Source organism: Saccharothrix mutabilis subsp. mutabilis, assembly GCF_039521145.1.
Classification (GTDB): domain Bacteria; phylum Actinomycetota; class Actinomycetes; order Mycobacteriales; family Pseudonocardiaceae; genus Actinosynnema; species Actinosynnema mutabilis.
Genome location: NZ_BAAABU010000001.1, coordinates 443,137 through 456,905 on the forward strand (window position 1 = coordinate 443,137; position 13,769 = coordinate 456,905).

Below are 13,769 nucleotides of genomic sequence, written 5' to 3' on the forward strand. Positions count from 1 at the left end.
ACCGCCCGCCACACCCCGACCGCCACCGGTTCCCACTCACCCCACCACACGGGGCACCCCCACCGGCGACACGGGCACCGCCCGCGCCGGCTCCGCCAAGCCCAGCAACCGGTACACCGCCCGGCGGGTCGCCGCGCCCGCGCCGCCGACGCACGAGCTGATCGCGTCGGCCAGCCCCGGCACCACGACGGCGTCCTCCACGCGCGGGCGGTCCGGGTCCACCACGGGCGCGACCCGGTACACCAGGTCGGCCAAGCCGCCCGGCCGGAGCAGGCCGTCCGGGATCGGCACGACCGACACCGGCCGACCCGCCGCCGCGGCGTACTGGGTGGTCGAGCCGAAGTCGCCGACCACCGCGTCCGCCGCCACCACGGCGGCGCGCCAGCCCTCGTCCGGTGGCACCACCAAGACCTCGCGCGGCAGCCACGCGCGGACCTGCCGGGAGCCGTGGACGCTCCAGACGTTCGGGTGCAGCACGGCCGCCACCCGCTCGCCCCGGTCCAGCAACGCGCCGTACAGCCCGATGTGGGCGCCGAACGTCGAGTGCCTGGTCCAGGTCGAACTGACCGTGACCAGCCGCTCGTCCGGCCCGACCCCCAGCGCCCGCCGGTAGTGGTCGCGGTACGGGACGCTGGCCAGCAAGCGGTCCAGGCACACGTCGCCGGCGACCACGGCGGCGGGCACGGCCTCCGGGCACGCTTCGGCGAGCACGCGGAGTTCGTCGTGGTGCGCCAGCACGATCGCCGAGGCCAGGACGCGGCCGTCGCGCACGAGGCGGTCGCGGCTCAGGCCGTGGACGGGGAACGTGCCGCCCCGGCGCGGCTTCGAGCGCGACTTGAGCGCGCCCGCGCCGTGGGGCAGGGCCAGCACGGGCCCGTGCAGTTCGTCCAAGCCGCGGTGGCTCGCCGCGAGCACCAGGTCGAAGCGGTGGCCGACCGCCTGGTGCCACGGCAGCACGTGCCCGCCGAGGCCGCGCACGAACTCCTCCGTCCCGTGCGTCGCGCCGTGCACGGTGAACAGCACCTGCACGCGGTGGTCGGTCTCCAGCAGCGGCAGCAGGTCCGCCAGCCGCGTGCCCGCGACCACGTGCGGCACCACCACGAGCACCGTCGCGCACCCGGTCCGCGTGATCCGCGCAGCCGCGTCCAAGCCGATGGGTCCATTTGTCCGTACGTCACCGGTCACGAGTGCCTCCCCATTTGATTCGAGCCGATGGGGAAAACGTGCGGCACGAACTTCGCGAAGTCCTGTCACCGGTCTCGCATTGCCATGTCTACGCTGGTCAGACCCCTTCTGCACGGGCGGTTCCGCATTCTTGCGGAACAATTCGCGACGATCTGTCAGGGATCTGTCAGAAGGTGGACAAGCGATAACGTTTCAAACACGGCGCACCGTGTTCGCGGGGGTGCGGCACAATACTGGACGGGCTTTGCGCGAGGGGTGGCGCTGTGACCTGTCAGTTCACGATCTTGGGGCAGACCCGCATCCGCTCGGCCGCCGGCCTGCGCCGGGACTGGGCCGCGCCCAAGACCCGGGCGATGCTCGGCGCGTTGCTGACCCGGCCGGGGGAGTGGTTCACCACCACGAGCCTCGTGGACTGGATGTGGACCACCGACGACCGGCTGCCCAAGAACGTCGCGCAGACCTTCTACAACTACGCCAAGCGCATCCGGGACGGGCTGCGGGCGATGAGCGGCGTGGCCGAACTGGAGCAGCGCCGGGGCGCGTACCGGATCGTCGTGCCGCACTCGGCGATCGACTACTTCGCCGCCGCCGAGCTGCTCGACCGCGCGCGGGCGCTGCGCGACCCCGCCGCGGCCGTGGTGCTGCTGCGCGAGGCCATCGACCACTGGCTGGACGAGCCGCTCGCCGACCTGCCCGGCGAGCCCGCCGAGGCGTGGCGGCGCAACGCCCGCGACAACCTGTGGCTGCCGCTGCAGAACGCCCTGTGCGAGAACCTGCACGCCCTCGGCGACCACCGCGCGGTCCTGGCCCACACCGACGGCCTGCCGCCCGCGGACTCCGCGCACCTGCCGCTGGTCATGCGTCGGCTGGAAGCGTTGCACGGCCTGCACCTGCGCACCGAGATGACGGCTTACTACTTCGCGATGCGCCGGCGCCTCCAGGACGAGTTCGAGGACGCCGCCGCCGCGACGCTCAAGACGTTCTTCGAAGGGCTGTCCGCACCCGCGCCGGCCGAACCGCGTCGCCTCCGCGGCGGGACGATCGTGCCGCGCCGGCTGCCGCACGACGTGGAGGACTTCGTCGGCCGGGAAGCCCTGCTGGCCAAGATCGACGCGGTGACCGGGTGCGGGCGTCGCGCGCCGCGGCCCGGCGTCGTCCTGCTCGACGGCGCGGCCGGGGTCGGCAAGACGGCGCTCGCGGTGCACTGGGCGCACCGGGTCGCCGACCAGTTCCCCGGCGGGGTGCTGCACCGCGACCTCAAGGGCTTCTCCGCCGACGCCGCCCTGGAACCGGCCACCGTCGTGGACGGCTTCCTGGAGGCGTTGGGCGCGGACGTCGACCACCTCACCACGGCGGAACGGCGGTCGCGGCGGCTGGAGTCGCTGCTGGCCGACCGGCGGGTGCTGGTGGTGCTGGACAACGTCCGCGAGCGCGCGCAGGTCGAACCGCTGCTGCCGGTGCTGCGCGACTGCACCGTGGTGATCACCAGCCGGAACCGGTTGTCCGGCTTGGGTTCCCGCGCGTTCGCGGTGTCCTCGATGGACGCCGCCGACGCGGTCCGGATGCTCGACGCGCGCATCGGGGACCGCGGCGCCCACCAGCGGCGCGCCGTGGAGGACCTGGTGGCGTTGTGCCGGGGCCTGCCGCTGGCGATCGACATCGTGGCGCACCGCATCGCCGCCAGCCCCGGCGCGCCGCTCGCCGAGTTCGTCGACCAGCTGCGCGACGAACGGCGGCTGCTCGACCTCGGCGGCCACGGTGGGGACATCAGCCTCAAGACCGTCTTCTCGTGGTCGTACCGGGCGTTGCGGCACGACGACCGGCGGACGTTCCGGCTGCTGGGCCTGCACCCCGGCCCGGACATCGGCGTCGACGCGGCGACCGCGATCCTGGGCGTGCGGCGCGCGGCGGCGCTGGACTGCCTGGACCTCCTGGTCGCCACGCACCTGGTCGAACAACCGGGCTCGCTGCGCCGCTACCGCTTCCACGACCTGCTGCGCGACTACGCCGAGGAGTGCGCGCACGCCGACGTGCCCGCCGACGAGCGGGCCGCCGCCGAACAGCGCCTGGTCGACTTCTTCCTGCACACCGCAAAGGAAGCCGACTCCACCGCGTTCCCCTACCGCCCCGGGATCGAGGTGCCGCCGCCGGTCGACGGCGTGCTGCCGCTGCGGTTCCGCGGTGACGCCGAAGCCCTGGCGTGGGTGGCCGGAGAGCGAGGAAACCTCATGTCCGTGCTCGACCTCGCCGCCCGTCGTGGCATGCACACCAAGGTCACCAGGTTGGCGCACCTGCTGGGTGACATGCTCCGCCGGTGCGGCTTCTACGACGAGGCGAGGTCCGCGCTCACCCTCGCCATCGGCGCGGCCCAGCTCGAAGGCGATCTGGACGCGGAAGGCGCGGCGTACAACGATCTCGGGCTGATGGCGCTCAAAGAGTCGTCCTACCTCGAAGCGCGCAAGTACTTCCACCACGGCCACCTGATCGCGCGCCGCACGGGCGGCCGGTTGGCGATGGCCTCCTCCGTCCACAACCTCGCGCAGGCGGACGTGGCGGAAGGCCTGGTCGAACGCGGCATCCAGCGCTACGAGGAGGTGCTGGCCATGGTGCGCGGCGGCGGTTCGAGCCTGGTCGAGATCGAGGCCGCGACCTGGCACCGGCTCGGGGTGGTGGCGATGGCGGAGAACCGCCGCCTCGACTCGGCCGTGTGCTTCCGCAAGGCGTTGGCGCTGCGGGCGAACAACGTCTCCGGCCAAGCCGACACGCTGTGCGGGTTGGGCGAGCTGTTCCGGCGGCGGGGCGACCTGCCGACGGCCGACCGGTACGCCAGGGCGTCGGTGGACCTGCACCGGCGCAGCGGCGACCGGGCGACCGCCGCGCACGCCTACGTGGTGCTGGCCTCGATCAGGCGGGACATGCGGGACGTGGTCGCCGCGACGCAGTGCGCCCGCCAGGCCGTGCAGCTCACCGAGCGCGCGGGCAACTCGCTGGGCCGGGCCGAGGCGTTGCTGCTGCTGGCGGACCTGCGGGAGGACGCGGGCGCGTACGCGGCGGCCGAGGAGGGCTGGGAGCAGGCGCTGAAGATCTTCACCGACGCCGGCGACCCGCGCGCCACCGAGGTGGCCACCCGCCTGGACGGGCTGACCCGCGACCACCCCATCCCGACCGCCCGCACCGGCTGCGACCCGGCGGACTGCGGTCGGGAAAACCAACCGACCTGATCCGCACGCAATATTGCGGAAATCACCCGTAAGCGTTTATTCCAGAGCTGTGATCTACTGGCGGTGGGTCTCGCCCGGGCGGCGCAGTCATTGGCGTTGGAGTGAAGATGAGCATTCGTCGGCCCGTCGGCCGGTCACTCGGCGAGCACAGAGCCGCTGGTCCAGCCGCCGAACGTGTGGGGTCGTCGGGTTCCGGCTACTCCGGGCGGATCGTCGCTGGTCACGCTCGATAATCGCTGGATAATCCCAGTGGAGTGGACTTTTTCATTGTTTCCCTGCAAGATCAGCCGCCTCCACCCGATCGGGTCCGGAGACAACCATCCGTTCGAAAGAGGTTTCAAGGCGTGATCTCTCGTACCGTCGCGGCGATGTCCCTCGCCTTCGCCGTGCTGGCGACCGTCGGCGCTGTGACCACCGACTACTGGTCGGTCAACTCGGTCACCGAGTCCGGGTCCGCTCAGGGCGCCTGACGCGAGTCCCCACCGGTCCGGCCCGTCTCGATCCGTCGAGGCGGGCCGGACCCGTGTCCGGGTGCGGTGATCCTGTCGGTTTGCTGTAGACCGTTCTCCCCGCCGCCCGCGCTGGGCCAGACTCGCGCGCACGGACAACCGAAGGAGTGGTCATGTCACGCAGAACCGGTGTGCTGGCCGCGGTGGTGCTCGGGGTCTCCCTCGTCGTCGCCGTGCCCGCCGCCGCCGAGAGCGCGCAGCCCTTCCCCGACGGGTTCGCACTGCCGAACGGGTTCCTGCCGGAGGGCATCGCCATCGGGCACGCGCCCGTCGCGTACTTCGGGTCGCGGGCGGACGGTGATCTTTTCCGGGTCGATCTGCGGACCGGGCGCGGGGAGGTGTTCAGCCAAGGGCCCGGCACGGCTTCGGTCGGGTTGAAGGTCGACCGGTGGGAACGGCTGTTCGTCGCCGGCGGCGCGGGCGGTGACGCCCGGGTTGTGGACGCGAAAACAGGAGAGATCCTCAGGTCTTATGAATTCGCCGCGTCCGACACGTTCGTCAACGACGTCGTGATCACCGATGACGCCGCGTACTTCACCGACTCGCGCAAGGCGCTGCTCTACAAGATCGCATTCGGCCGGCACGGCAGCCTGCCCGACACCCACACCGCGATCCCGCTGACCGGTGACTTCACCCTCACCCCGAACGTCAACAACGCGAACGGCATCGCGCGGACGCCCGACCGCCGCGCGCTGCTGGTCGTCCAGAGCAACACCGGGCTGCTGCACCGGGTCGCCGACGACGGCGTCACCAGGGTCGTTGACCTGGGCGGACACGTCCTGACCAACGGTGACGGCCTGCTGGTGGAGGGCCGGACCCTCCACGTCGTGCAGAACCGGCTCAACACGGTGGCCGTTTTCGAACTGGACAAAGCCGGCACCAGCGGAAAGCTCGTGACGAAGATCACGGACGCCCGGTTCGACGTCCCGACCACCGTGGCGGGCTTCGCCAACCGCCTCTATCTGCCCAACGCGCGTTTCACCACGCCCCCGACACCCACCACGCCGTACAACGCGGTGGCTGTTCCCAAGCCATAGGCCATCCTTGGGGTTAACAGTGAGGGGGCTGATGAGTGCAAAGTTCACATCATCCCCCTGTTCCGCATGTCACTCGACTGGGTAACCTCGCAGTCGCGTCGCGCGAGTGATCGCTGTCTCTTCGTAATGATGATCTTCAGGTGTTACCGTTCCGTGGCCAACGATCAGGTGACGAGGAGGCAGCGCTCATTGTGCTGCGCCTGACCAGGTGGACGAGTTCACGAGGCTGCGGAGCACTGTGAAGCAGAAGAGCAAGGCGGAGACGAGCCAGAAGACGATCCGCTCACGGCTCACCGGCGTGGTGGTGGTGCCGAGCGTGGTCCTGCTGGTGATGTGGCTGGCGTTCTCCTCCTACACGGTGTTCGACGGGTTCTACACCCGCGCGGTCGCGGTCAGCGTCAAGGACGCCTCCATCCCCGCGGTCAGCGCGTTCGTCGCCATCCAGAAGGAACGCGAACTGGCGATGACCGCCCTCGGTCAGCGCGCCCCGGACCTGTCCGAGCTGCACGCGCAGCAACGCGTGGTGGACGAGACCACCAAGTCCATGCGGACCGCGTTCGACGCCGCCACCGGCAACGCGCCCGACGAGGTCAAGGTCAAGATCACCGAGCTGTACGCGCTGCTGGGCGAGCTGGCCCAGCGCCGCGCGGCGGTCGAGTCCGGCAAGGCCGACAAGAACGAGGTCTACGACTACTACAACCGGGTGGTCGACGCCGGCACCGCGCTGTTCGGCACCCAGGCCCGGGTCGTGCCCGACGCCGTGGCCTCCCAGCAGGGCCTCAACGCCACCGACCTGTTCCGCGCGGCGGACTGGATGGCGCGGGCGTCCTCGATCGCGGTGGGCATGCTCGCCGCCGGCGCGCCCTCACCCGAGGACCGGCTGGAGTTCGTCACGCTCGTCGGCTCCTACCACGCGCAGTTCAGCACGACCACGCCCTACGCGGCCGACGCCGTGCAGCGCGACTTCCGCGCGGTGACCGAGTCCGAGGACTGGCGCAAGCTGGTCCGCCTGGAGAACGACCTGATCGCCGCGCCCGGCGCCAAGGTGACGCTGGAGGAGTGGCAGGCCGTCGCCGGACCGGTCTCGGACAAGCTGGTCGACCTCGCCGTGGACCAGGCCTCGCACGCCTCCGACACCGGCCTGGAGCGCGGCAACACCCGGTTCATCACCGTGCTGATCGGCTCGCTCATCGCGCTGGTCGTGGTGCTCGGCGGCATCGTGTTCGCGGTCCGGATCTCCAACCGCCTGGTCAACCGCGCCCTGATCACCCGCCTGACCTCGCTGAAGAAGGACTCCCTGGCGCTGGCCCACGAGCGGCTGCCCGACATCGTGGACCGGCTGCGCGAGGGCAAGCACGTGGACGTCGAGGCCGAGGTGCCGCCGCTGGACTACGGCACCGACGAGATCGGCCAGGTGGCCGACGCGTTCAACGCCGCCCAGTACACCGCCGTCGCCGCCGCGGTGAAGGAGAGCCAGGCCCGCGAGGGCGTCAACCGGGTCTTCCTCGACATCGCCCACCGCAACCAGGGCCTGGTGCACCGCCAGCTCAAGATCCTGGACCGGCTGGAGCGCGAGGAGGAGAACCCCGAGCAGCTCGACGCGCTGTTCCAGCTCGACCACCTCGCCACGCGCGCCCGCCGCAACGCCGAGAACCTGATCATCCTCGCCGGCGAGCAGCCCGGCCGGCAGTGGCGCAAGCCCGTGCGGCTGCTGGACGTCCTGCGCGCCGCGGTCGCCGAGACCGAGCAGTACGTGCGGGTCAAGGTCAACCCGGTGCCCGACACCGCGCTGGTGGGCGCGGCCGTCGCCGACACCATCCACCTGATCGCCGAGCTGGTGGACAACGCCACCGCGTTCTCCTCGCCCCGCTCGCAGGTGCAGGTGCACGCCAGCGAGGTGCCGCAGGGCGTGGTGGTGGAGATCGAGGACCACGGCCTGGGCATCAACCCCGAGGACCGCGAGCAGCACAACGCGATGCTGGCCGACCCGCCGGAGTTCGACGCGATGCGGCTGCGCGGCGAGTCCCGGCTGGGCCTGTTCGTGGTGGCGCGCCTGGCCGCCCGCCGCGGCATCCACGTCGAGCTGCGCGAGTCGCCCTACGGCGGCACGCTCGCGCTGGTGCTCATCCCGTCCTCGATCGTGGCCGGTCCGTCCACCGCGGGCGACCTGGCCGAGACCGGCCAGCTGCCGCGACGCGCCTACGAGGAGCACCTGGTGCCCGAGGCGGGCGAGGAGGCGGCGCCCGAGGCCAGGTTTCCCGGTACTTCCCGAGAGCTGGAAGGCTTCTGGGCACAAGCCGAGGCCGCGGCCAACAACGATTCCCTTCCAGCGGACGACCGACTCAGCGGAGGACTGAACCTGCCCTCGCACAGCGGAGGACTCGACCTGCCCTCGCACAGCGGGGGGCTCGACCTGTCCTCGCACAGCGGATCGCTCGACTTCAACCAGCGCAGCGGGTCCCTCGACCTGCCGCAGCGCAGCGGCGAGCTGGAACTGCCGCAGCGCAAGCGCACCACCGCCGCGGACGAGGACACCGGCTCCCGGCCGGAGCTGCCCCGCCGCCGCCGGCAGCAGAACCTCGCCCCGCAGCTGGTGCGCAACGATTTCCACCCTTCGCCCGAACCGCTCGCCGAGGTCGACGTCGAGCAGTCCGCCGAGCGGACCCGCAAGGGCCTGTCGGCGTTCCAGCGGGGCACGCGCGACGCACGCCGCTCCGACGACGCACTCGAACCCTGACCACGACCCGCGACCGGACGACTGGAAACCGGAAAGGCAATCCGATGAACGACATGACCAGCCAGCACAACGAACTGAACTGGTTGTTGGAGGACCTGGTCAGCCGCGTGGTGGGCGCCCGGCACGCGGTGGTGCTGTCCGCGGACGGCCTGCTGCTGGGTCGCTCACCGGGACTGTCCAAGGACGACTCCGACCACCTGTCGGCGATGGCCTCGGCGTTCCAGAGCCTGGCGCGCGGCACCGGGCGGCACTTCGGCGGCGGCGCGGTGCGGCAGACCATCGTGGAGATGGAGCACGCCTACCTCTTCGTCACGGCGGCCGGGCACGGCGCGTGCCTGGCGGTGCTGGGCGAAGAGGACTCCGACATGGGCATGATCGCCTACGAGATGAACATGCTCGTCAAGCGCGTCGGCACGTACCTGTCCTCGGCGCCGCGCGGCACCGGTTCGGCCTTGCCCACCGCCCGGCGGTCGTCGTGAAGCCCGGCCGCGGGGACTGGTGGTACGACGAGGCGGCGGGCCCGCTGGTCCGCCCCTACGCGATGGTGCGCGGCCGGACCCGGCCGCTGCGCCCGGAGCTGCACCTGGTGACCCAGGTGCGGGCGATGCCGTCGCCGTCGGACCCGGACGCGCTCTCGGTCGAGCACCTGGAGATCATGGAGCTGTGCCGCCGGCCGCTGTCGGTGGCCGAGGTGGCGGCGTACCTCGACGTGCCGCTGGTGGTGGTCAAGGTGCTGCTCAGCGACCTGATCCAGCGCGGCGACGTCGTGATCAGAGACCCTTCCCGAGTTCCGGTGGTGCCGGACCGGAACCTGTTGCAGGCAGTGCTGGATGGTGTCCGTGGAATCTGAGCGGCCGGGCGGGGAACTGCTGGTCCCCACCCCAGTCAAGATCGTCATCGCCGGTGGTTTCGGCACCGGCAAGACGACCATGGTCAACTCGGTCAGCGAGATACCCCCGCTGCACACCGAGGAGCTGCTCACCGAGGCCGGTGTCGGGGTCGACGACGTGGTGGGGCTGGAGCAGAAGGAGACCACGACGGTCGCCCTCGACTTCGGCCGCATCACGATCAACCCCGAGGTGGTGCTGTACCTGTTCGGCACCCCCGGCCAGAACCGGTTCTGGTTCATGTGGGACGAGCTGGCCTACGGTGCGATCGGCGCGGTGATCCTCGTGGACACGCGGCGGCTGGATTCGAGCTTCCCGTCCATCGACTTCTTCGAGCGGCGCGGCATCCCGTTCGTCATCGGGGTCAACTGCTTCGAGGGCTCGCACCTGTACGAGGTGGACGAGGTGCGGCGGGCACTGGACGTGGACGACGCGATCCCGGTCGTCCTGTGCGACGCCCGCGACCGGGAGTCGAGCAAGTCGGTCCTGGTGAGCCTGATCCAGCACACCATGGACCGCCTGGACGCCACGGTCTGACGTCCCCGGCGCGCAGGCCACCACCCGCGCGCCGGCCACCCCTCGCCCAACGCCCCGCCTCTCACACGACGGGCCCGCCCACGCGCCGACCAAGCCGTCTTCCGGCAGGCCACACCCGTCAGCTCCGCCGAGTCGTCAGCACCTTCGACCCGCGCTGTTTGCGCAGCGCCGCCAGGTAGGTGCCGAAGTCGACCTGCATCGAAGCCGCACGAGTCGTCCCGAAGCGGGCCGCCGCGGCGGTCAGGTGCTGCTCCACCTCGCGCCGCATCGCCGACACCGGCGGCAGCACCGCCACCCCCTCCACCAGGTCCGCGATCCACTCCGCCTGCGCCTCGACCAACCGCGTGATCGCCCCGAACGGCCGGATCAGGCCCGCGAAGTAGAGGTCCGGCTGGGCCGGCGACACAACCCGCTGGTAGAGCGCAATCCGCCCACCCGGTTCGAACACCCATTCGAATGGCAGGAATGGGAACTCGATGTGGTACCCGGTGCAGTAGACGAGGTCGTCGGCCTCCTCGCTGGTGCCGTCCGAGAAGTGCACCACCGACCCCTCGATGCGGTCCACCGCGGGCTTCACCGTCAGGGTCCCGTGGTTGATCCGGCTCAGCAGTTCGTCCGATATCGTCAGGGCCCCGCCGAAGATGCGGTGGTCCGGCTCGGCCAGCCCGTAGTCGGCCAGCCGCCCCCGCATCAGCCGCAACAGCGTTTCGATGAGACCGCGTTGTTGCGGGAACGTCAGCCGGGCCCACCACGGGGCCGAGGCGATCTCGTCGATGGGCAGGCCCATAATCGTCTTCGGCACCACGTGCACCCCGCGCCGCTGCACCAGAACCGTTTTCGCCGCCACTCTCGACAATTCGACGGAAATGTCCGCGGCCGAATTCCCGAACCCGATGACGACCACCCGTCTGCCCGCGTGGGCCACCGGGTTGGCGTAGTCGAAGGAGTGCAGCCTGCGGCCGGGGAACGTCTCGTCCCCCGGGAGTTCGGGCAGCCGCGGCACCCAGTGGTGGCCCGTGGCGACCACCACGTGCCCGAACTCCCGGCGCCGCCGGACCCCGGCGCCGTCACGGCTGGTCACGAGCCAGGTGTCCGCACTGGTGCGGCTCACGTCCTCGACCTCGGTGTGCAGCTCGACCCGGTCGGTCACGCCCTTGTGATCTGCGTAACTGCGCAGGTAGGACGCCACTTGGTCGTGCCGGGGGTAACGCGGGTAGCTCGCCGGCATCGGGAAGTCGTGGAAGCCGGTGAGCCGGGCGGAGGTGTTGAGGTGCAGCGAGTCGTACGCCGGGCCGCGGCTGCCCGGCCCCTCGAAGCGCCACAGCCCGCCGATGCCGCCCGTTCGTTCCAGAACGGTCACCGGGAGTTCTCTGGCTTGGAGCGTTCCGGCGACCGTGAGACCGGACACGCCGGCGCCGATCACGCAGGTGTGATCTTGAATGGGACGTTCGGCGTATTGACTTGCGAGGAATTCAGCCACAAGTCGCACCACTCTTTCGGCTCATTTCCGTCACACTCCGTGCCCGGTGTCCCGGGTCTGTGATCTGCGCCAACCGCCCGATCCTCCGTTGCGTTTCGACCCGTGCACAAGGTAAGCCTTGCGCCCGGAGGTGCCTAGTGTCCAGTTCCCCCGCTGTGGCTCAAACCTCAAACCGTGAGGTCCGGTTCGAGGTCGCTTATGCGACTTTCCGAGAATTCATCAACGAAAAATGGCGTGCGGCGTCGCTCGCCCTGGACCACCCGGTGGGCCCCGCGGCGGCGGCCGAGTTGGATTCCCTGCTCGGCCCGTGGGCCGACCGCCCGATCGGCGCGGACTGCGCCTATCCGTCGTTCGTCTCGCGCGACGGATTTCCCGTCGAATTCTCGGTGAGCTGGCGGCGCGGCCGGCCGGAATTGCGGGTGTTGTTCGAACCCGGTGGTGACGTGCCGACGCCGCGGGCCGCCCAAGAGGCGGGTCGGGCGCTCACCCGAACGCTGGCCGCCCGACCGGGCGTCTCCCTGGAGCGCTACCTCGCCGTGGAGGACCTGTTCGTCGTGGACGAGCCCGAGTCGTTCCGGCCGACGGTGTGGCTCTCGATGTCCCACCGCCCCGGCGCGGCGCCCGGCTACAAGGTCTACCTCAACCCGCAGGCGCGGGGCGTGCCGGCGGTGCCGGAGGTGATGTGCGCCGCGATGTCGCGGCTCGGGTTGGCGCGGGCGTGGGACCGGGTGGCCCGCTCCTACGACGCCCTGGCCGAAGCGGGGCACCAGCTGGAGTTCTTCGCCCTCGACCTCGCCGACACCCCGCAGGCGCGGGTGAAGGTCTACTTCCGCCACGTCGGCCTGGTCGACCTGGACGAGGTGGCGTCGCTGGCGCGGCGGCACGACCCGGGTCTGCTCGAACCGGCCTACCGGGACGTCTACGGCTCGCCCGCGCTGCCCGACAACGAGCCGATGACGTGCCTGGCGTTCCGGTCGGGAGTGGACGTCCCCGACGAGGCGAACGTCTACCTGCGACTGCCCGGCGCGGCGCGGGACGAGCGGGAGGCGGCCGACCGGGTCGCGGCGGTGCTGCGGCGCTACGGGGTGGACCCCGGGCGGCACCGGGCGGTGGCGGCGGCGCTGGTGGGACCGGGCACGGCTCCCGGCCGGCACGAGCTGCTCAGCGTGCGCGCGACCGGGTCGCGGCCCGACCTCGGCGTGTACTTCCGGTTCGACGTGTACGGCCGGCCCGTCCCCGGCCTGCACGCCTGACGCGCACGCGGGTCTCCCGGGGAGGGGAGACCCGCCCGCGCCGCGGGTGTCAGCGGGAGTAGTTGTGGAACCCGCGCCCGCTCTTCTTGCCCAGCAGTCCCGCGTCGACCATGCGCAGCAGCAGCGGCGGCGGCGAGTACAGGGGCTCCTTGAACTCCTCGTACATCGACTCGGCGATCGCCTTGGTGGTGTCCAGGCCGATCAGGTCGGCCAGGCGCAGCGGACCCATCGGGTGCGCGCAGCCCAGCACCATGCCGTTGTCGATGTCCTCGGCGGAGGCGAAGCCGGACTCCAGCATCCGGATCGAGGACAGCAGGTACGGGATGAGCAGGGCGTTCACCACGAACCCGGCGCGGTCCTGGGAGAGGATGACCTCCTTGTGCAGGACCTGCGTCACGAACGCCTCGGCCCGCTCCCGGGTCTGCTCGCCGGTCAGCAGCGAGGGGACCAGCTCGACCAGCTTGAGCACCGGCACCGGGTTGAAGAAGTGCACGCCGATGACCTGCTCGGGGCGGCTGGTGGCCATGCCCAGCTTCATGATCGGGATCGAGGACGTGTTCGAGGCGAAGATCGCCCGGCGGTCCTCGACGACCTTGTCCAGCGTGGCGAAGACCTCGGTCTTGACCTGCTCGTTCTCCGCGACGGCCTCGACGACCAGGTTCCGGTCGGCGAAGTCGGCGAGGTCGGTGGTGAACCGCAGCCGCTCCAGCGCGGCGTCCCGGTCCTCCGCGCTCAGCTTGCCGCTGCGCACACCCTTGCCGAGCGAGGAGGCGATCCGCCCCCGCGCGGCCTCGGTGGCGTCGTGGCCGACCTCGGAGACCAGCACGTCGAGGCCGGCGCGCGCGCAGACCTCGGCGATGCCGGACCCCATGAGCCCGCCACCCACCACTCCAACTCGTTGAATGTCACTCACGCCCTGGATA

Annotated in this window: 11 protein-coding genes; 8 read left to right on the forward strand and 3 right to left on the reverse strand. The window is 71.1% G+C overall.

All coding sequences use genetic code 11. From position 1 onward, the window contains the following. Positions 1-36 precede the first annotated feature (36 nt). Entirely contained in the window at positions 37-1,185 is a 1,149-nt protein-coding gene (locus ABD126_RS02125) for a hypothetical protein (protein WP_343931844.1), read from the reverse strand. 263 nt (positions 1,186-1,448) lie between these two features. On the opposite strand from ABD126_RS02125, the gene ABD126_RS02130 reads away from it, so the two are divergent. From ABD126_RS02130 to ABD126_RS02160, 7 genes are all read left to right on the forward strand, one after another. Continuing rightward, a complete protein-coding gene (locus ABD126_RS02130; protein ID WP_343931845.1) occupies positions 1,449-4,406 on the forward strand; it encodes an AfsR/SARP family transcriptional regulator in 2,958 nt (985 codons plus the stop codon). Positions 4,407-4,750: 344 nt separating this feature from the next. Continuing rightward, positions 4,751-4,876, forward strand: coding sequence for a hypothetical protein (locus ABD126_RS02135; RefSeq protein WP_343931846.1), 126 nt, complete (start codon positions 4,751-4,753; stop codon positions 4,874-4,876). Between the two features lie 152 nt (positions 4,877-5,028). Beyond that, positions 5,029-5,952: an SMP-30/gluconolactonase/LRE family protein gene (locus ABD126_RS02140; RefSeq protein WP_343931847.1), complete on the forward strand. Its 924-nt coding sequence runs from the start codon at positions 5,029-5,031 to the stop codon at positions 5,950-5,952. Positions 5,953-6,190: 238 nt separating this feature from the next. Next, positions 6,191-8,689, forward strand: coding sequence for a sensor histidine kinase (locus ABD126_RS02145; protein ID WP_343931848.1), 2,499 nt, complete (start codon positions 6,191-6,193; stop codon positions 8,687-8,689). Positions 8,690-8,733: 44 nt separating this feature from the next. Beyond that, a complete protein-coding gene (locus ABD126_RS02150; RefSeq protein WP_343931849.1) occupies positions 8,734-9,168 on the forward strand; it encodes a roadblock/LC7 domain-containing protein in 435 nt (144 codons plus the stop codon). Between the two features lie 62 nt (positions 9,169-9,230). Continuing rightward, positions 9,231-9,539 carry a DUF742 domain-containing protein gene (locus ABD126_RS02155; RefSeq protein ID WP_246030183.1) on the forward strand — a complete coding sequence of 103 codons (309 nt, stop codon included), beginning with the start codon at positions 9,231-9,233 and terminating at the stop codon, positions 9,537-9,539. Further along, positions 9,520-10,113 carry a GTP-binding protein gene (locus ABD126_RS02160; RefSeq protein ID WP_343931850.1) on the forward strand — a complete coding sequence of 198 codons (594 nt, stop codon included), beginning with the start codon at positions 9,520-9,522 and terminating at the stop codon, positions 10,111-10,113. Before ABD126_RS02155 ends, ABD126_RS02160 begins: the two co-directional genes overlap by 20 nt. Positions 10,114-10,231: 118 nt before the next feature. Here the strand turns inward: ABD126_RS02160 and ABD126_RS02165 are convergent, their stop codons facing one another. After that, on the reverse strand, positions 10,232-11,593 hold the full coding sequence (locus ABD126_RS02165) for a flavin-containing monooxygenase (RefSeq protein WP_343931851.1): 1,362 nt from the start codon (positions 11,591-11,593) through the stop codon (positions 10,232-10,234). A gap of 263 nt (positions 11,594-11,856) precedes the next feature. Here ABD126_RS02165 and ABD126_RS02170 point away from each other — a divergent pair, with 263 nt between their 5' ends. Beyond that, positions 11,857-12,846 carry a tryptophan dimethylallyltransferase family protein gene (locus ABD126_RS02170; protein ID WP_343931852.1) on the forward strand — a complete coding sequence of 330 codons (990 nt, stop codon included), beginning with the start codon at positions 11,857-11,859 and terminating at the stop codon, positions 12,844-12,846. Positions 12,847-12,895: 49 nt separating this feature from the next. Here the strand turns inward: ABD126_RS02170 and ABD126_RS02175 are convergent, their stop codons facing one another. After that, a complete protein-coding gene (locus ABD126_RS02175) occupies positions 12,896-13,759 on the reverse strand; it encodes a 3-hydroxybutyryl-CoA dehydrogenase (RefSeq protein WP_343931853.1) in 864 nt (287 codons plus the stop codon). Between the last annotated feature and the right edge of the window lie 10 nt (positions 13,760-13,769).

Coding starts and splice junctions, on each gene's coding strand:
- ABD126_RS02140 (WP_343931847.1), top strand. CDS start 5,029: ATGTCACGCAGAACCGGTGTGCTGGCCGCGGTGGTGCTCGGGGTCTCC.
- ABD126_RS02150 (WP_343931849.1), top strand. CDS start 8,734: ATGAACGACATGACCAGCCAGCACAACGAACTGAACTGGTTGTTGGAG.
- ABD126_RS02155 (WP_246030183.1), top strand. CDS start 9,231: ATGGTGCGCGGCCGGACCCGGCCGCTGCGCCCGGAGCTGCACCTGGTG.
- ABD126_RS02160 (WP_343931850.1), top strand. CDS start 9,520: ATGGTGTCCGTGGAATCTGAGCGGCCGGGCGGGGAACTGCTGGTCCCC.